This window comes from Kitasatospora cineracea, assembly GCF_003751605.1.
Taxonomy (GTDB): domain Bacteria; phylum Actinomycetota; class Actinomycetes; order Streptomycetales; family Streptomycetaceae; genus Kitasatospora; species Kitasatospora cineracea.
This window is the reverse complement of the sequence record NZ_RJVJ01000002.1, coordinates 716,869-735,124: the sequence shown is the minus strand read 5'-3', so window position 1 is coordinate 735,124 and position 18,256 is coordinate 716,869. Positions and strand designations below refer to the sequence as shown.

The 18,256-nt window shown below is 74.6% G+C and carries 15 protein-coding genes; 6 read left to right on the top strand and 9 right to left on the bottom strand.

Annotation, left to right across the window (positions count from 1 at the left end):
• The first annotated feature begins 96 nt into the window (after positions 1 to 96).
• Both EDD39_RS29780 and EDD39_RS29775 read left to right on the top strand, forming a co-directional pair.
• Positions 97 to 1,020, top strand: a complete 924-nt coding sequence (locus EDD39_RS29780; RefSeq protein WP_123561983.1) for a helix-turn-helix domain-containing protein — start codon at positions 97 to 99, stop codon at positions 1,018 to 1,020.
• 382 nt (positions 1,021 to 1,402) lie between these two features.
• Entirely contained in the window at positions 1,403 to 3,046 is a 1,644-nt protein-coding gene (locus EDD39_RS29775) for a serine/threonine-protein kinase (RefSeq protein WP_244257358.1), read from the top strand.
• A gap of 17 nt (positions 3,047 to 3,063) precedes the next feature.
• Here the strand turns inward: EDD39_RS29775 and EDD39_RS29770 are convergent, their stop codons facing one another.
• Together EDD39_RS29770 and EDD39_RS29765 are read right to left on the bottom strand one after the other, a co-directional pair.
• A complete protein-coding gene (locus tag EDD39_RS29770; protein WP_123561979.1) occupies positions 3,064 to 4,260 on the bottom strand; it encodes a hypothetical protein in 1,197 nt (398 codons plus the stop codon).
• A 33-nt stretch (positions 4,261 to 4,293) separates the two neighbouring features.
• Positions 4,294 to 4,821, bottom strand: coding sequence for a SigE family RNA polymerase sigma factor (locus EDD39_RS29765; RefSeq protein WP_123561977.1), 528 nt, complete (start codon positions 4,819 to 4,821; stop codon positions 4,294 to 4,296).
• Between the two features lie 110 nt (positions 4,822 to 4,931).
• Between EDD39_RS29765 and EDD39_RS29760 the strand changes: the two genes are divergently transcribed.
• Entirely contained in the window at positions 4,932 to 6,995 is a 2,064-nt protein-coding gene (locus EDD39_RS29760) for an MDR family MFS transporter (RefSeq protein ID WP_123561975.1), read from the top strand.
• A gap of 73 nt (positions 6,996 to 7,068) precedes the next feature.
• Positions 7,069 to 8,061, top strand: coding sequence for a YdcF family protein (locus tag EDD39_RS29755; RefSeq protein ID WP_123561974.1), 993 nt, complete (start codon positions 7,069 to 7,071; stop codon positions 8,059 to 8,061).
• A gap of 95 nt (positions 8,062 to 8,156) precedes the next feature.
• On the opposite strand, the gene EDD39_RS29750 is transcribed toward EDD39_RS29755, so the two are convergent.
• The 4 genes from EDD39_RS29750 to EDD39_RS29735 form a co-directional block, all read right to left on the bottom strand.
• A complete protein-coding gene (locus EDD39_RS29750) occupies positions 8,157 to 8,894 on the bottom strand; it encodes a class I SAM-dependent methyltransferase (RefSeq protein ID WP_123561972.1) in 738 nt (245 codons plus the stop codon).
• A gap of 90 nt (positions 8,895 to 8,984) precedes the next feature.
• Positions 8,985 to 9,809, bottom strand: coding sequence for a helix-turn-helix domain-containing protein (locus tag EDD39_RS29745; protein ID WP_123561970.1), 825 nt, complete (start codon positions 9,807 to 9,809; stop codon positions 8,985 to 8,987).
• A gap of 88 nt (positions 9,810 to 9,897) precedes the next feature.
• The gene (locus tag EDD39_RS29740; protein WP_123561968.1) at positions 9,898 to 10,866 is read right to left on the bottom strand and encodes an ROK family protein; all 969 of its coding nucleotides are present in this window, start codon (positions 10,864 to 10,866) and stop codon (positions 9,898 to 9,900) included.
• 1,779 nt (positions 10,867 to 12,645) lie between these two features.
• A complete protein-coding gene (locus tag EDD39_RS29735; protein WP_123561966.1) occupies positions 12,646 to 13,560 on the bottom strand; it encodes a 1-phosphofructokinase family hexose kinase in 915 nt (304 codons plus the stop codon).
• A gap of 252 nt (positions 13,561 to 13,812) precedes the next feature.
• On the opposite strand from EDD39_RS29735, the gene EDD39_RS29730 reads away from it, so the two are divergent.
• Entirely contained in the window at positions 13,813 to 14,661 is an 849-nt protein-coding gene (locus EDD39_RS29730; RefSeq protein WP_244257356.1) for a DMT family transporter, read from the top strand.
• A gap of 7 nt (positions 14,662 to 14,668) precedes the next feature.
• Here the strand turns inward: EDD39_RS29730 and EDD39_RS29725 are convergent, their stop codons facing one another.
• Positions 14,669 to 16,096 carry an aminotransferase-like domain-containing protein gene (locus EDD39_RS29725; RefSeq protein WP_123561962.1) on the bottom strand — a complete coding sequence of 476 codons (1,428 nt, stop codon included), beginning with the start codon at positions 16,094 to 16,096 and terminating at the stop codon, positions 14,669 to 14,671.
• Between the two features lie 57 nt (positions 16,097 to 16,153).
• On the opposite strand from EDD39_RS29725, the gene EDD39_RS29720 reads away from it, so the two are divergent.
• On the top strand, positions 16,154 to 17,122 hold the full coding sequence (locus EDD39_RS29720; protein ID WP_123561960.1) for a DMT family transporter: 969 nt from the start codon (positions 16,154 to 16,156) through the stop codon (positions 17,120 to 17,122).
• Here the strand turns inward: EDD39_RS29720 and EDD39_RS29715 are convergent.
• Together EDD39_RS29715 and EDD39_RS29710 are read right to left on the bottom strand one after the other, a co-directional pair.
• Complete coding sequence (locus EDD39_RS29715) at positions 17,083 to 17,553, bottom strand: hypothetical protein (RefSeq protein ID WP_123561958.1); 471 nt, start codon at positions 17,551 to 17,553, stop codon at positions 17,083 to 17,085. The two genes, EDD39_RS29720 and EDD39_RS29715, sit on opposite strands and share 40 nt — an antisense overlap.
• A gap of 40 nt (positions 17,554 to 17,593) precedes the next feature.
• Positions 17,594 to 18,163 carry a hypothetical protein gene (locus EDD39_RS29710; RefSeq protein ID WP_123561956.1) on the bottom strand — a complete coding sequence of 190 codons (570 nt, stop codon included), beginning with the start codon at positions 18,161 to 18,163 and terminating at the stop codon, positions 17,594 to 17,596.
• Between the last annotated feature and the right edge of the window lie 93 nt (positions 18,164 to 18,256).

The window sequence follows — 18,256 nt, the reverse complement described above, 5'->3', positions numbered from 1 at the left end:
CGACACCCGGACTCCCTCCTCCGCTGCCCCGACCGTACCGTCCGGGCTCCCGGAAGAAGATCAACCGGAGGTAGCCTGGCAACGGATGTGGTGACCATGCGAGCGAACCAACCCCAGGCGTCCGGGACGGCGATCCCCGAGGTCCCGTTCACCGCGCCACCCGGCGCACCGGCCGGCGTCGAAGTCCTGACCCTCGCCGAACTGCGCGCCCGCCGGGCCGCCGCCACCGACGGCGACTTCCACCGCCCCCAGCGCCCCGCCTTCCACCACCTGCTCACCCTCGAACGCGGCAGCCTGCGCCACACCGTCGACTTCACCGCGCACACCGTCGAACCCGGCAGCTGGCTGTGGGTCCGGCCCGGCCAGGTCCAGCAGTGGGGCGAACTCGGCGACGCGGACGGCACCCTGGTCCTCTTCGAACCCGGCTTCCCCGACCCGGCCACGGTCGCCGCCGCCCGGCTCGACGACCCCTTCGCCGCCGCCGTCCTGCACACCGACGGCACCGACCGCGAAGCCCTCCGGCACGCCGTCCACCACCTCCACCGCGAGTACGCCTCCGGCGCGGACCTGCCCGCCGACATCCACCACGCCCTGCTGCGCCACCTGCTCGCCGCACTCCTGCTGCGCCTCGCCAACCCGGCCGTGCCGTGCGGCAGCACCGCGACCGAACCCGGCGAGACCTACCGGCGCTTCCGGCAGGCCGTCGAACACCACTTCACCCGCACCCGCCGGGTCGAGGACTACGCCAGGCTCCTCGGCTACTCCCCGCGCACCCTCTCCCGCGCGACGCTCGCCGCCGCGGGCGTCGGCGCCAAGGAGTTCGTCGACCGCCGGGTCGTCCTCGAGGCCAAACGCCTGCTCGCCCACAGCGAGAGCTCCGCCGCCCGGATCGCCGACCACCTCGGCTTCGCCGACGCCGCCAACTTCGCCAAGTTCTTCCACCAGCGCACCGGCACCACCCCGATCGCCTTCCGCACGGCGGTGCGGGGGGTGGGAGGGGAGGTGCCGCAGGTGGGGTGAGAGTGCCTCCGGCGGGGGGTGGGGGAGTTGCCGCAGGTCGGGCGAGGGTGCCTCCGGCGGGGGGTGGGGGAGAAGCTGGTGCGGGGGGGCAGGTGGGGTGAGAGTGCCTCCGGCGGAGGGTGGGAGGGGGAGTTGCCGCAGGTCGGGCGAGGGTGCCTCCGGTGAGGGTGGACGTGTTGCGGGGGCGGGGTGTGTTGTGGGGGAGTAACCGGGAGGTTCCGATCCGGTCCGGAAGTGGGGGAGGTGTGTCTGTGGGGGTGGCGGAGGCCCTAGGGTGCGTCGTGAAGATCCCGTGTGTGGTGCCGGGGCTTTCCTGATGGTTCGGCACGTGGCCTAGGAGCGCGGAACGTTGGAGACTCTCGGCGATGGCGATCCGCATGCCGTGGGGCCGTACCGGCTGCTCGGGCGGCTGGGGGCCGGCGGGATGGGGGAGGTGTTCCTCGGCCGGACGGCGGGCGGGCGGACGGTGGCGGTGAAGACGGTCCGTCAGGAGTTCGCCGCGGACCGGGAGTTCCGGCAGCGGTTCCGGCAGGAGGTGGCCGCGGCGCGGCGGGTCGGCGGGCGGTGGACCGCGCCGGTGCTGGACGCCGACACGGAGGGGCCGCAGCCGTGGGTGGCCACCGGCTACGTCGCGGGGCCCTCGCTGGCGGAGGCGGTGCGGCGGTTCGGCGCGCTGCCGCCGGACACGGTGCGGGCGCTGGGCGCGGGCCTGGCCGACGCGTTGGAGGCCGTGCACGGGCTGGGGCTGGTCCACCGGGACGTCAAGCCGTCGAACGTGCTGCTGGCGCTGGACGGGCCGCGGCTGATCGACTTCGGCATCGCCCGGGCGCTGGACGCGACCTCCGCGCTGACCAGGTCCGGCTACGTGGTCGGCTCGCCGGGCTTCATGTCGCCCGAGCAGGCCAGGGGCCTTCCCGCCGGACCGGCCTGCGACGTGTTCGGGCTCGGCGCGGTGCTGGTCGTCGCGGCCACCGGGCGCGCCCCGTTCGGGGAGCAGGACAGCGCGGCCGGGCTGCTCTACCGGATCGTCCACGAGGAGCCGCAACTGGACGGCTTGGACGGCGAGTTGCTCGCCCTGGTGCGGGACTGCCTGGACAAGGAGCCGGAGCGCCGGCCGACCCCGGCCGCGCTCCGGGAGCGGCTGGCGCGCAGCGCCGCGGGGCTGACCCGGCTCGGCGAGCGGGGCTGGCTGCCCGGCGCGGTGTCCGAGGAGGTGGCGCGGATGGCCGTCGCGCTGCTGGACCTGGAGTCGCACCCCGACCCGGGCCCGCCGCCCACCGTCCTCGCCGCCCCGACGCAGGCGCCTCCGGCGACGGCGCCCACCGTCCCGTACCCGGGGCCCGCGTCGTTCGGCCCGCCCCCGCCATCGTACGGGCCCACCCTGCCGGGTCCGGGCTCGTACCCGTACCCGGCCGTGCAGCCGCCGGCCCGGCGCCGGGTGGCGCCGCTGGTGGTCACCGGTGTCGTCGCCGCGGCGCTGGCGGGCCTGGGCGTGTGGGCGGCGACGGGCGGCCCGGGCGGGCACGGGCGGGCCTCGGACGGCACGTCCCCCACCCCCGGCCCCACCGCCACCGGAAGCACCGGAAGCACCGACGGGGACACCGAGGCCCCGCCGTCGCCCTCGCCGTCGCCGTCGCCTTCCGACACGGCCGACGACACGGCCGACGACACGGCCGACGACGCGGACGCCGTCGCGGACGCGTTCCTGGGCACCTTCGAGGGGACGGCCCGGTCCTCGAACGGTTCGCAGGTCGTCATCCGGTTCACCCTGCACCAGGGCGCGGTCGGTGACCCGGTCGCCTACGTGGAGACCGACGGCGGCCTCGGCACCCACCAGGTGGTGTGCACCAACGAGGCGGCGCTGGTCGCCGCGACCGGGTCCCGGCTGGTGGCCCGGAACCTGCCCGAGACCGTCAGCGCGGGGTGCAGCCCGATCGCCGGGGACGCCGTCCTCACCCCGAACAAGGACGGCTCCCTGCACTACGTCCAGCAGGGTTTCTCCGGCGACATGAAGCGCAATTCCTGACCGCCGGGCGGCCGGGGTCAGATCGTGCTCCAGACGTGGGCGGTGACCAGGGCGGACAGCTGGTCGAGGGTGAGGACGGGGGCGCCGGGCTGGGCGCCGGCCCGGCCGGTGGTGGCGTTCCAGAGCCGGATGCCCACCCGGGTGCCGTCGGGGAGCAGGGCGTCGGCGAGGTAGCCGCCGCTGGACGGGGACTGGGTGCTGCCGAGCGGGGTGGTGTTCACCATGGTGCCGTCGGGGCGCCGGTCGAAGGAGCCGATGGTGTGCAGGGTGGAGAAGGAGGTGGCGGGGTCGGCGGGGTAGCTGCGGCGCCAGCCGGGGGTGACGGTGAGCAGCAGGGTGCTGGTGCGGCCGTCGGCCGAGACGTCGACCCGGATCCGGCCGGGCAGGTCGGTGGCGGTCCGGCCGGTGTCCAGGTGGACGCCGTCGAGCAGCGGGGTCAGGGCGGCGAGCATCCGGTCGCCGGCGGGGGCGGGGCGGGCCGGGGGGCGGGTGGGGGCGGTGCCCAGGCTGTCGAACACCCGCTGCCACTGCGGGGCGGCCGCGACTGCGGTCAACGCATCGGCGTCCAGCGGGAGTTGACGGGCCGACCGGTCCGCGGCGCGTTCCTGGACCTGGACCTGGCGGCCGTTGGGCAGGGTGTGCACCACGTTGAGGTCGAACTCGTCGGAGCCGGGGCTGCCGTAGGAGGTGGTCAGCAGGGCGGAGCCGTCCGGGCGGGTGGCGGGGTCGCAGGTGGCGTCGCCGGGGACGACCGGTTCGTAGCAGAGCAGGCGCTGGGCGTCGCGGGTGACCGGGGCGGCCACCACGTCGACGGTGAGGGCGAGTTGGACCTTGTTGCCGCGGCTGTCGGTGTAGTCGAGGTACGCCTGCGGGGGCTGGCCGGGGCCGCGCTGGTCGGTGCCGGTGCCCTGTCCGTCGCTGACGGTGCCGTCCGGGGGCAGCAGGCCGGTCAGGGTGTCGAGCATGAACGCGCCGTCGACCCGGGGCGGCGGCGAGACCGGGGCGGTGCCGCGGTGCTCGGGCAGCAGGGCGGGGACGAATCCGGCGGCGACCACCAGGGCGACGGCCGAGGCGATGCCGGCGCGGCGGCGCAGGACGCGGCGGCGGCCGCGGTGCTCGGCGCGCAGCGCGAACTCGTCGACGGGCACGGCGGGCGCCAGTTCGGCGCCGGCCCGCAGGGCGCGGGCGAAGTCCTCTTCGGAGGGCGAAGGCATGGCGGGGCTCCGTGGCGTGCGGTGAGGGCGGGGTCAGGGACGGGCGAGGTCGTCGAGCTGGTCGCCGAGGCGGGCGCGCAGCCGGCTCAGCGCGCGGGAGGCGCGGGAGCGGACGGCGCTGGAGGTCATCCGCAGCGCGGTGGCGGTCTCCTCGACGCCGAGGTCCTCCCAGTAGCGCAGGATGAGCACGGCCCGGTCCTGCTGCGGGAGTTCGGCGAGCGCGTCGAGCAGGGCGATCCGCAGCGTCGGGTCGGGCCCGGGCGCGGGGGTCTCGGCGAAGGTGTCGGTGACGTGCTCGCCGCTGCTGCGCCGGCGCCGGTGGCTGAGGAAGGTGTTGACCAGGACGGTGCGGGCGTACCCGGCGGGGTTCTCCATCCGGGAGACCCGGCGCCAGCTCCCGTACAGCTTGCCGAGCGCCTCCTGGGCGAGGTCCTCCGCGAGGTGGGCGTCGCCGCCGGTCAGCAGGTACGCGGTGCGGACCAGGTGGCGGGCGCGGGCGGCGGCGAAGTCCCGGAAGTCCGGGGGGTTGCCGTCGGTGCCGGTCTTCGTCGGGCTCTCCATGCCCCTCTAACGCGACAGGCCGGTCTTCTTGTCGCACCATCGGCTGATCATGCTCGGGCGCGACGGGGTGTCGAGCCGGACAAAGCGGGGCGAAGTGTGACGATGCCAGGGTGACCACCTCCAGCGAAGTCAGCCAGGCAGCCCCGCCCGTCCTCGACCGGCGGCAGCGGAACGTCGTGTTCGGCACCATCGTGCTGGGCATGCTGCTGGCCGCCCTCGACCAGACCATCGTCGGCACCGCGCTGCCCACCATCGTGGCGGACCTCGGCGGCGCCTCCCACATGTCCTGGGTGGTGACCTCCTACCTGCTGGCGGAGACCGTCACCACGGCGCTGGTCGGCAAGATGGGCGACCTGTTCGGCCGCAAGATCGTCTTCCAGGTCTCCACGGTCGTCTTCATCATCGGCTCGTTCCTGTGCGGCCTGTCCACCAACATGCTGCTGCTGATCATCTGGCGCGCCGTCCAGGGCGTCGGCGCCGGCGGCCTGATGGTCACCTCGATGGCGCTGATCGCCGACGTCATCCCGCTGCGCGAGCGCGGCAAGTACCAGGGCGCGATCGGCGCGGTGTTCGGCGTCGCCACGGTGATCGGCCCGCTGCTCGGCGGCCTGTTCACCGACCACCTGTCCTGGCGCTGGGCGTTCTACGTGAACGTGCCGATCGCGATCGTGGTGGTGATCGCCGCCGCCCGGAACATCCCGGTGGTCAAGTCCGCCGCCCGCCCGGTCATCGACTACCTGGGCATCGTGCTGGTCGCCGTCGGCGCCAGCGCCCTGATCCTGGCCACCAGTTGGGGCGGCAACGAGTACGCCTGGGGCTCGGCCACGATCATCGGCCTGTTCGCGGCCGGCGTGGTCGCGCTCGCCCTGTTCTCCTGGGTGGAGACCCGGGCCGCCGAACCCACCCTGCCGATGCGGCTGTTCCGCAACCAGGTGTTCACGGTCTGCTCGATCCTCAGCTTCATCGTCGGCTTCGCCATGCTCGGCGCGCTGACCTTCCTGCCGACCTTCCTGCAGTACGTCGACGGCGACTCGGCCACCGTCTCCGGCGTGCGCACCCTGCCGATGGTGCTCGGCCTGCTGATCGCCTCGATCTTCTCCGGCAACGTGGTCTCCAAGACCGGCCAGTACCGGCTCTTCCCGATCGTCGGCTCGGTGGTGATGGGCGTCGGCCTGTACCTGCTCTCGCTGCTGGACGTCGGCACCAGCGCCTGGCTCGCCAGCCTCTACATGTTCGTGCTCGGCACCGGCATCGGCCTGTGCATGCAGGTGCTCACCATCGCCGTGCAGAACACCGTCGACTACGCCGACCTGGGCACCGCCACCTCCGGCGTCACCTTCTTCCGCACCCTCGGCTCCTCGTTCGGCACCGCCGTGTTCGGCACCATCTACGCCAACTCGCTGAAGACCAACCTCGCCGCGGGCGTCACCCGGGCCGCCCAGGCCACCGGCGCCGACCCGCAGCGGCTCGCCGCCGCCGCGCAGAGCCCGCACGGCGTCCACGACCTGCCCGCCGACCAGGCCGCACCGGTCATCCAGGCGTACGCCGACTCGCTGCACACCGTCTTCCTGTGGACCGTCCCGGTCGCCCTGGTCGGCTTCGTGGTCGCGCTCTTCCTCAAGCAGGTCAAGCTCCGCGACTCCGCCCGGGCCAGCTCCTCCGACATGGGCGAGGGCTTCGCCCAGCCGTCCTCCGGCGACTCCTCCCGGGTCCTCGAACTCGCCGTCGCCAAACTCCTCGGCAGCGCCGGACTCGACACCGCCCGACAGGTCGTCAACTCCTCCGGCACCCGCCTCGACGTGGCCGGCGCCTGGGCCGTCATGCAGGTCGAACTGTTCACCCGCACCGTCGGCCACGCCAACCTCAACCTGATCGCCGCCCGCCGCCGGATCCCCCCGGAGGTCCTCCAGCCGGTCTTCGACCGGATGGTCGTCGAAGGCTTCCTGGACGCCCACAACGGCTTCTACCAGCACACCCCGGCCGGCGAGCAGGAAGCCGCGACCATCACCCGGGCCTGGGCCGACTGGCTCAACCGACGCCTGGAGGAGGACCGCGGCCGCCCGCGCAGCGCCGAACTGCGCGCCGCCGCCGACGCCATCGCCAAGCGGATGATCGCCGAGGACCTGGCCGAAGGGCTCCCGGTGCTCGGCAGCACCCTCGCCGGCCGCCGCTGACGCAACGCCGGCACACCCGCCCCGCCCGCCCGGTCACCGGTGGGCGGGGCCCGTTCCTGCCTAGGCTGTCGCCATGCTCCTGTACGCCCTCGCGCTCTTCTTCCTGCTGTTGACCTGCGTCGGGGTGCTGCGCGACCGGCGCCGCTTCGGCAACGCCGTCTGCCTCGGCCTCGCCGTCACCCTGCTCGCCCTCGCGCTGCTCGCCACCCTCCACCGGGCCGACTCGGCCGCGGCCGAGGCCGTCCTGATCGTGGTGGTGCTGACGCCCGCGCTGGGCAGCCTGGTCCTCGCGGGGCTGCTCATCGCCAACGGCCTCAAGACGGTCCGCAAGGAGGGCCGCAGCCTCGGCAACCTGCTCGCCCTGCTGTGCGGCCTCGGCATCCTGGTGGTCTTCGCCCTGCTGCTGGCCGCGACCCGGGCCGACTCCGAGGTGCTGGTGGTGATCGCCCGCACCGTCTTCCTGCTCGCCTGCTACCTCTCCTTCCTGTTCGCCTGCTTCGTCGGCTACGCCTACCTGTACGGCCGGCTCACCCCGCGCGAGGACGTCGACTACGTGGTCGTCCTCGGCACCGGCCTGCTCGACGGCAGCCGCGTCCCGCCGCTGCTCGCCAGCCGCCTGGAGCGCGGCCGCCGCCTGTACGAGCGGCAGGTCGCCCGCGGCCGCTCCCCGCTGATGATCGTCTCCGGCGGCAAGGGCTCCGACGAGCAGCTCCCCGAGTCCCACGCGATGGCCGACCACCTGGTCGAACACGGCTTCCCCGCCGACCGGATCATCCGCGAGGACCGCTCCCGCACCACCGAGGAGAACCTCCGCTTCAGCCACGCGATCATGGCCGCCGACGACCCCGACTACCGCTGCGTCGTCGTCACCAACAACTTCCACGCCTTCCGCGCCGCCGTCTTCGCCCGCCGCGAGGGCGTCAACGGCCACGTCGTCGGCTCGCCCACCGCCGCGTACTTCTGGCCCAGCGCGACCATCCGCGAGTTCGTCGCCGTGCTCGTCACCTACCGCTGGGCCAACCTCGCGGTGGGCGCGCTGCTGGTGGTCGAATCGCTCAGCTTCTAGTGCCGCGTCAGGCGACCTTCGCCCGTCGCGACTCCCCCAGCCCCCCTCGGGGCTGGGGAGCCGCTCCTGCACGGCAAAGGCTGCCTGACGCGGCACTAGGCGTCCTGGTCCGGGGCGTCCTTGCGGAGTCCGAGCATCGACACCGGCAGCCACGGGCCGCCGTACCAGTACGCCGGGCCGAGGTCGCGGACGGTGCCCGCGCCCAGGTGCGCGGCGTAGCGGCGGACCATCGGGGAGATGTCCGCGACCAGCAGCCGGCCGCCCGGGCGCAGCACCCGCAGCGCCTCGTCCACGGCGCGCAGCCGGGCGGCCATGGTGGGGATGTTGTGGAGCACCAGGGCGGAGGTGACCAGGTCGAAGTCCGCGTCGGGGAACGGCAGTCCGGTGATGTCGGCGGTGTGCACCTCGACCCGGTCCCGGACGCCGGCCGCGACGGCGTTGGCCAGCGTCGCGTCCGGGGTGTTGCCGCTCTGGTCCTTCGACGCCCACAGGTCCACCCCCACCGCCCGCCCGCGCGGCAGCCGCCGCGCCGTCCCGACCAGCACCATGCCCCGGCCGCAGCCCAGGTCCAGCGCCCGCTCGTCGCCGCGCAGCCCCAGTGCGTCCAACTCCCGCTCCCAAACCCGGAACTTGCCGTGCAGCGTGGTGTGCAGGTAAACCCCCGCCTGCAGCAGCAGCCCGGCCCCCAGCCCCGCCACCGCCGCCCGGCCGCGGAACGGGCGGGCGGTGGCGGCCGCCAGCGTGCAGGCCGCGCCGAGGGCGGAGGTCGAGGCGATGAAACCGGGCGCGTCGACGCCGTACCGGGACAGGGACGTGAACAGGTTCTCGGTCATGCCCGCAGTCTCGCCGCCCGGCCCCGGACCGGTCTTGGACGAATGTTCCCGGGCGGTTCCCGGGGTCGCTCCGGGGGTGTTTCCGGTTGCTCAGCGCAGGTAGCCGGGGGCGGACCAGGCCACCCCGTCCACCGACAGCCACGGCTCGCGGGCCACCGCCGACGGCGTCACCCGGGCGAAGTCGGCGACCTCCCGGTGCAGGTGCGACTGGTCCGCGTAGCCGGCCTCCGCCGCGACGGCCGCCGGGCGCTGCCCCGCCGCCAACCGGTGCGCCGCGTGGTCGAACCGCACCAGCCGGGCCGCCTGCTTGGGGGACAGCCCCACCTGCGCCCGGAACCGCGACCACAGCCGCTTGCGGCTCCACCCCACCTCCGCGGCCAGCCCGTCCACCCGCACGGCACCGTGCGAACGCGTCAACTCGGCCCAAACGTAAGCGACTTCCGGATCCGCCCGGCGGCCCCGCGCGAGCCGGGCGGCCAACGCCCCGGCCACCAGGCCGAACCGGGACTCCCAGGACGGCGCCGCCCGCAGCCGCTCCTCCCAGCGGGCCGCGTCCCGCCCCCACAGCTCGTCCAGGGCCAGCAGCGGACCGCCCTCCGCCGCCAGACCCTCCAGCGCCGCGTGCGCGACCACCGGCGACAGGCGCACCTGCAGGCACACCACGTCCCGCCCGCAGCCCCGCAACCCCTCCGGCGCCAGCCCCACCACCGCGCTCCCGGCCACCCGCCGCCCGCCGTCCGCGACCACCAGCGGCTGCGCCCCCAGATCGATCGCCAACGTCACCGCCGGGAACGGCACCACCCCCAGATCCGCCGCCCCGCGCGCCCGGAACCCGGCCATCGCCACCCCGGGCAGCCGCCAGGAGCGCGACGGAGTGGCGATCTCCCACAACGCGAGCGGATCGACGGGCTCCATGCCTCCAGCGTAGGGAGACCGGCCGCCCGGGGGAACTCCTCCACCTCCACCGGACCGGCCGCCCGCGTCCCGGTCACCCGCGTCCCGGTCACTCCCGTCGCGGTCGTTCGCGTCCCGGTCGTTCGCGCAGGGCCGCCGCCGCCGCGCCGACCAGGCCGGCGTCCGGGCCGAAACGGGCGGGGTGGACGGCGATGCCGTGGGTGAAGGGCAGGCCGGCGTAGTCGGGGAGGTGGCGGGCGAGCGGGTCCAGCAGCAGCGGGCCGGACTGGGCGACGCCACCGCCGATCACCACGGCCTGGAGCTCGACCAGGGCGGCGGTACCGGCGATCGCGGCGGCCAGGGCCCGGGCGGCGAGGTCGAAGGCGGTGCGGGCGGCGGGGTCGCCGCCGCGGGCCGCGTCGGCGACCGCGCGGGCGGTGCGGGGAGTGCCGTCGACGGGACGCCAGCCGGCGGCGAGGGCGCGGCGGACGATCGCGGGGCCGCTGGCCAGCCCCTCCAGGCAGCCGTGCCCGCCGCACGGACAGGGCTCGCCGTCCCACTGGACGCTCAGGTGGCCGATGTGCCCGGCGTTCCCGCTCGGGCCGGGATGGACCCGGCCGCCCAGGACCAGGCCGCCGCCGACACCGGTGGAGACCACCATGCAGAGCGCGTCACGGTAACCGGCGGCGGCGCCCAGCCAGTGCTCGGCCTCGGCCAGCGCGACCCCGTCGCCCAGCAGGCGCACCGGCAGCGCGGTGCGCTCCGCGATCCGCCGGGCCAGCGGAAAACCGCGCCAGGACGGGATGTTGACCGGGGAGACCGTGCCCGCCACGGTGTCGACGGGCCCCGCGCTGCCCACCCCGACCGCCGTGACGACCGGCCAGGCCGGATGCCGGGCCAGCTCGTCCAGGACACCCGCGACACCCGCGAACACCGCCTCGGCGTCCCCGCCCGCCGCCGTCGGCCGCTCGGTCCGGGCCAGCAACTCGCCGCCACCGGTGACGATCGCACCGGCGGTCTTCGTCCCGCCGAGGTCCACGGCGGCCACCACCTGCGACGGGGACGGGACGGCAGCCACGGCGCGCACCTCCAGACACGTCCGACTCGGGGCGACTTGTCGGACTGGCCAGGCTACCGGAACGCCCAGGTCGGCGGCCCGCGGAAGCCCGACGGCAGCAGGTGCCCGCCGCCCGGGAACCGGACCGGCTCACAGCACGGCCGCCCGACGGGCGCGGCTCTCCTCGGAGGGGGAAGCCGGCGGGATCGAAGGTGCACCTTCGTCGTGGTGAACGGTGTGGGGCGCGGGACGGCCCCTCCTCGACCGGGCCCCCAGGGCATACCCGGAACCTCCAGGGGTCGCCAAGGCCAAGCGCAAGCGTCACGGACGTGAGCCTTGGCGGCCCCTGGAGAACCTGGGTGCGGCGAAGTTGCCCGATCGAGGAGGGGACCAGCCCGCTTACGGTCTGGCCAGGGACCTGTCGGGGGCCCAGGCGCGCTCATGGTGGATCAATCATGCTCGAACCCGAACCGGGCAGGGCATCGGTTTAACCGATCCGCTACCCACGCTGGGTCAGCGGATCACGGATAAACCCGTGCCAGGGCGTCGGGTGCGTCGGTAGCATCTGCTGGTATGACGACTAAGCCTGGTGCTGCGTACTGGGAAGGGCGGCTACGCCTTACTTGCATCCTTTTGGACGCGAGCGTATTGAATCCAAATGGATACTTTGAGGAATTCCCCAAACGAACGGTAATTCCAGGCGGGATGGTACTGGCTGCACTGGGAGAGACGGAGTCGAGGCGAATCTCTTCCAGACTTCATGTGCAGAGGCCGCCCCGTTGGCGAATCGAGATGTTCGACATTGAAAGTGATGATGCGGATGAGTTGAGTGCTATAGTCCGGCACCGATTCAACCTGCTGTGCTGTGCTCAGCGCTCTGCTCCAAGTGTGCTCGCTCTCCTGGATAGATTCACAGGCGGAGCTTGGAGGAGGGTCTGTCCGGTTGCCGAAATCTCTGGGTCGGGCCGAGGCGTTTTCCTCGATGAGGAACGCTTGGAGGCATGGGGTGAGATAGTGGCTGCCTGGCCGTCAGGGCTGGACGATCGGATCGCTATATCTCTCGAATTCTTCCGGGAGTCGGTCGCGGAGCGGCAGGTGTCGCTTTCAAAGTCGTTGCTAACGTTGGCCGTGGCATTCGAGTCGCTGATTGGCCAAGACCTAAAGGCCGAGCTAAATTTTCGCCTCAGCCAACGTGCCGCATTTCTTGTGAGCAATGGTCCTGCGTCGCATCGTGTCATGGTTCGGATGAAGGATCTTTACGGTGCGCGATCAAGCCTGGTTCATGGAGGCAGGAAGGCTTCTCCCGATGCAGTGACCAAGTTGCAGCAATTTATGATGAGGGCCATACCGTCCATGGCTCGCCTTTCGGAAGTCGCTGGAGGATTTAAGGGCGCGAATCAGATCCTTGATAAGGCTCCGTTTGGGCTGGACCCAATCTTGCGTGACGTAGTTTCGCCGAAGGGCGAGGCGTGGTGGGCGCGGGTGGACGTGTGCAAGATTCCGGGTTGGTTGTAATTGGGAGCTTGTTGGCATAAATCGAAATCCGGACCAGCGGCGGACTGCAGGCAGCTCCGGGGTGGTGCCCAGGGGGTGAGGCGCCTTGCCCTGGTGAACCTGCTGGCCTGACGTCAGGTTGCAGCGTGCCACAGCCATGCCAGAACGGGCGGTGCGTGACGGTCAATCGGGGCCGCTGACAGTGCGGCGGTGTGGCCAGGTCCAAGTAGCGCAGCGCCCAGATCGGAGCCCGTGCCGTACGCCCGTCCTCCTGGAGCCGGTGTCGGGGGTGCGGGCCGGGCGGGGTCAGTGGGGGAGGCGGGTGGCGGTGAGGGTGGCGCGGAGGTGGTGGTAGGTGGGGGTGTGGAAGTGGCCGGCGCGGGGGTGGTGGACCGTGGCGGCGGAGAGGGCGACGGCGTCGGGGAGGATGGCGGGCCAGCCGGCGTTGCCGGAGAGGCCGGCGGCGAGGGCGGCGACGGTGGCGTCGCCTGCGCCGGTGGGGTTGCCGGGGACGGGGGCGGGTGGGGCGCAGCGCCAGGTGCCGTGGGGGTCGACGGCGAGCAGGCCGGCGGGGCCGAGGGAGGCGAGGACGGATTCGGCGCCGCGGCGGAGCAGGACCCGGGCGGCGCCGCGGGGGTCGGGGAGGCCGGTGGCGGCGGTGAGTTCGGCGGCGTTCGGTTTGATCACGGTGGGGCGGGCGGGGAGGGCGGCGAGCAGGGCCGGGCCGTCCGCGTCGAGGACCACGGGGAGGCCGAACCGGCGTCCCAGGGCGACGAGTTGGCCGTAGCCGTCGGCGGGGGCGCCGGGCGGGAGGCTGCCGGAGAGGACCAGGACGGCGGCCTGCGGGAGGTGGCGGGCGGTCTCGTCGAGCAGGGCGTCCCATTCGGCGGGGGTCAGGGCGGGGCCGGGTTCGTTGAGGACGGTGGCGTCGGTGCCGTCCGCGACGGTGATGGTGCGTCGGGTGTCGCCGCCGACCGGCACCTCGGCGTGGTCGAGTCCGGCGGCGGCCAGGTCGGCGCGGACGGCGTCTCCGGTGGGGCCGCCGAGCGGCAGGACGCAGCGGGCGGGGCGGCCCAGCGCGGTGAGCACCCGGGCCACGTTGACGCCCTTGCCGCCCGCCTGGGCGACCGCTTCGGTGACCCGGTGGCTGGCGTGCGGGCGGAACCCGGGGACGGTGTAGGTGACGTCCAGCGCCGGATTGGGTGTGACGGTGAGGATCACGGCGGACGCCCCCAGGGTGGTCGTCGCGGTTCGCCGGTCGGGACGAACAGCGCGAGGTGTGACTGAATCTGCGCGATCATACCGGTTTTCGCGCAGCTTCGAGCATTTATGGAGGGCGACGGTGGAGCGGTGGTCGGCCGAACGCCGGTCGACGGGTGGCCGAACGTTCGGGGGCGGGGGTGGACGGGGCGGCGGCGGGCGCTAAGTTGGCTGTACATCTTTCGGTGTTCGACTGCTGTGGAGGGGGGACCGGTGACCCAGGGCGCCGTCCCGTTCGTGGTGCTGGCCGCCGCACTGCTGCACGCCGTGTGGAACGCGCTGGTGCACGGGGTGCGCGACCGGATCGCCGGGATCGCGCAGATGAACCTGGTGTTCGTGGCCTTCGGCGTGCTGCTCGCGCTGTTCGTCCCGCCGCCCGGTGCGGACGCGCTGCCCTACCTGCTGGCCTCCGCCGCGCTCCAGACCGGCTACCAGCTGCTGCTGGCCCGCGCCTACGGCCTCGGCGACTTCGGGCAGCTGTACCCGATCGCCCGCGGCACCTCCCCGGCCGTGGTCGCCCTGCTCTCCGCCACCGTCCTGCACCGCCCGCTGCCCGCCGGACAGCTCGCCGCCGTCGCGGTGATCTCACTCGGCCTGACCGGCCTGGCGCTGGTCGGCGGCCTCCCCGGGCGGGAGCAACTCCCGGCGATCGGCGCCGCGTTGGGCAACGGCGTGCTGATCGCGGGCTACACCGTGGTGGACGCGGGCGGGGTCCGGGCCGCGGACTCGGCCGCCGGGTACATCGCCTGGATGTTCGTCCTGCAGGGCCTGGCCGTCCTCGCCGCGGTGGCCGCCGTCCGCCGCCGCACCCTGCTGCCCGCCCTGCGCGCGAACCCCGTGGTCGGGCTCGGCGGCGGGCTGATGTCGCTCACCGCGTACGGGCTGGTGGTCTGGGCGCAGACCGTCGGCGACCTGCCCGCCATCGCCGCGCTGCGCGAGACCTCCATCGTCATCGCCGCCCTGATCGGGACCCTGGTGCTGCGCGAACGCCTCGGCACCCTGCGGCTGGCCGCCAGCGCCACCGTGCTGGCCGGCATCGCGCTGCTGGAGCTCGCGCACTGACCATCCGTCAGGAGGCCGGCCGGTCGAGCGATTCCAGGGCGGCGGCCAACCGGTCGACGGCGGTGGCGAGTTGGGCCCGGGTCTCGGCGGCCGCGAGACTGACCCGGGTGCGGGGCGCGGGCTCGGCGGTGAAGTAGTTCCGGCCCGGGGAGAGGGCGACGCCGTGGCGCAGCGCGGCGGCGGTGAGCGCCGCCGGGTCGAGCTGGGCGGGCAGCGGCAGCCACAGGTGGAACCCGCCGCGGGGGAGCAGCGGCGGCAGCAGGGCCGGGGCGCGCCGGGCCAGGGCGGCGGCGAAGAGCTGCTGCCGGTCGGCCAACTCGCGGGCCAGCGCGCGCAGGTGGCGCGGCCAGTCGGCGGAGGTGACCAGTTCGAGGGCGGCCTCCTGGAGCGGCCGGGGGACGAAGAACGAATCCACCGCCTGGACCGAGCGCAGCCGGGCCAGCGCCGGGCCGCGGGCCACCAGCGCGCCCACCCGCAAGCTTGGCGAGGCCGCCTTGGTCAGCGAACGGACGTGCACCACGGTGCCGTCCGGGTCGTCGGCGACCAGCGGCGCGGGCAGCTCGCCCGCGCCGGGGTGGGCCAGCAGCCGGGCGAAGTCGTCCTCCACCACGAACGCCCCCGCCCGCTTCGCGGCCGCCAGCACCGCCCGCCGCCGCCCCGCGGGCAGAACGGTGCCGGTCGGGTTCTGGAACAGCGGCTGGCAGACGAACAGCCGCGCCCCCGACACCGCGAACGCCTCGGCCAGCCGCTCCGGGATCACCCCGTCCGCGTCCACCGGCACCGGCACCGGGCGCAGGCCCGCCGCCCGGGCGATCGCCAACAGGCCCGGGTAGGTGGGGGATTCGACCAGCACCGGCGCGCCCGGCGGGGCCAGCGAACGCAGCGCGCAGGTCAGCGCGCTCTGCCCGCCCGCGGTGATCAGCACCTCCGCCGCCGTCACCCCGCCGCCCACCTCGCGGGCGAACCAGCCGCGCAGCTCCGGCAGCCCCTCCAGCGGCGGCCGCCCCCACGCGCCGGGCCGCCGGGCGGCCCGGGCCAGTGCGCCGGCCAGCGCCCGCTCCGGCAGCAGCGAGGCGTGCGGGTAGCCGCTGTTCAGGTCGACCACCTCCGGCGGGGCCAGCGCGAGCGCCGCCAGCACCCCCGAGGCGTCCACCACCCGGGCGGGCGGGGCCCCCGCCTCCGCGCTGAGCGCCACCTCCTGCCAGGAGAAGTCCCCCCGCGCGGCGGGCCCCGGCCGCGGCTCGGCCCGGAACACCCCCGCCCCCGGCCGGGACACCACCACGCCCTCCGCGACCAGCTCCCGGATCGCCCGGGACACCGACACCGGACTGACCCGGTAGCGCTCCACCAGCTCCCTGCTACTGGGGATCCGCTCACCCGGTGAGTAGCGCAACACCGTGCTGCGCAGTGCGTCGGTGAGCTCCTGGACGGTCATCGGCCCTCCCTCTCGGGGATGCTTCCGGCGGACGGGCGGCAACTGCTACCGTCCTGTATGTCAGCACACGATAGCGCTACCGTACTCCGCCCGATAGCGGTCGGCGGCACCGCCCAGGCCGCCCTCGGGGTGTTCGCCTTCTCGTTCAGCTTCCCCGCCACCGCCTGGGCCCTGGAGGGCTTCGGGCCGTGGACGGTCACCGGCCTGCGCGGCACCCTCGCCGGGCTGCTCGCCGGGGTCTGCCTGCTGGCCGCCGGCGCCCGCGTCCCGCCCCGCTCGGCCTGGCCGGGACTGGCGGCCGTCGCGGTGGGCTGCGCGGTCGGCTTCCCGCTGCTCTCCACGCTCGCGCTGCGGCTCTCCTCCACCGCGCACTCCGCGGTCGTCATCGGCCTGCTGCCGCTGGCCACCGCCGCCGTCGGCGCGCTGCGGGCCGGCGGGCTGCGGGCCGGGGCCCGTCCGCCGCGCGCGTTCTGGCTCGCCGCGCTCGCCGGGGCCGCCGTCGTCCTCGCCTTCACCGTCCAGCAGAGCGGCGGCGCGGGCCTGACCACCGCCGACCTCTACCTGTTCGGGGCGCTGCTGGTCTGCGCGTTCGGCTACGCGGAGGGCGGCCGCCTCGCCCGGGACCTGCCCGGCTGGCAGGTCATCGGCTGGGGCGTGGTCGCCGCGCTGCCCGTCAACGCCCTCACCGGCGCGCTCGCGCTGACCGCCGAACCCGTGCACGGGAACTGGCACGGCCTCACCGGCCTCGCCTACCTGGCGGCGGTCTCGCAGTTCGGCGGCTTCGTCGTCTGGTACCGGGGCATGGCCGCGATCGGCGTGCCCCGCGCCAGCCAACTCCAGCTCGCCCAGCCCCTGTTGACGCTCTGCTGGGCGGTCCTGCTGCTCGCCGAGACGCTGCCCGCCACCGCCGTCCCCACCGCGCTGGCGGTGGTCGCCTGCATCGCGGCGACCCAGCGGGCCGGGAAGGGGACGGGAAAGGGCCGGGGTCAGTCCGGCGGGGACGGCGGCGGGGCGCCCAGCCAGTAGTAGAGCTGCTCCCCGGCGGCGGCCGCGCGGCGGGCCAGGGCGGCCAGGACGGCGAGGACGGCGAGCGCGGCGGCGGGCGGGGCCTGGCCGTAGGGGCGCAGCGCCCGCAGGGCCCCGGCGGGGGAGCGGGCGAGCAGGTCGCGGGCGGCGGGGGAGAGCTGGTGGGCCCAGGGGCCGGTGGTCCACGGGTCGCCGGGGACGGCGAAGCAGGTGGGTGACCGGGTGGTGGGCGGCCAGACGGTGCGCTCGACCAGGCCGGTGTCAGGGAGCGGGAGCAGCAGTTCGTCGAGCAGATCGAGGACGTCGCCGGCCTCCGCCCCCGACGGGTACCGGGCGTCGAAGGCGGCGGCCGGATCGTGCCGGGCCGGTCCGGCCACGAAGGCCGCCAGGACGGCGGCCGGGTCGGGGGCGCGGAAGAAGGCGTAGCGCACCGGGCGGTCGGGAGGCCGGGCGGTCGGGAGGCCGGGCGGTTCAGGCGGTCAGGGCGCAGTAGAGGTGCTGGCCGTCCTGCTTCGCGCGGCGGGCCAGGACGCCCAACTGGTGGATCAGCTTCATGAGTTCGATCCGTTCGACGTTCTTCACCTCCTCGGTGCGGGCCCACTGGCTGGTGAGCCGGGGCAGGCGCTTGCGCTGGATGCCGGCCAGGGCGTCGCGGGTCTCGTCGGTGAGCTCGACCACCCAGGGGCCGGTCATCCACGGGTCCTCGAAGTCGACGGCGGCGCCCGGGCCCTCCTCGTGCCAGGGCTCCAGGCCGGTCGGCCACACCGAGCGGTCCGGGCCGTCCTTGACCGGAGCCGGGGCCGGCGTCGGGGCCGGGGCCAGGTCGGGGGTCTGGACCGGGGACTGCGCCTGCGCCTGGGCCTGCGCCGAGTCGCTCTCCTCGCGCAGCGCGGCCACCAGGCGCGGCAGGACCACGGTCGGGTCGATGCCCCGGGCCCGCACCGATTCGAACGCCTCGGCGGCCGGGCGCGTCCCGCTCGCCATCACCTTGCGCACGGCGGCCTCGTCCTCGGCCCGGAAGTAGTCGGTCTGCAAGTCCATGTCGCCACGCTCCCCATCGTTCGGCAGGCGCCCAGTGCATCACAGCCCGTGCCGCCGCGGGTACCGGGTCACCGTCCTGTGATCTCCCTCCCA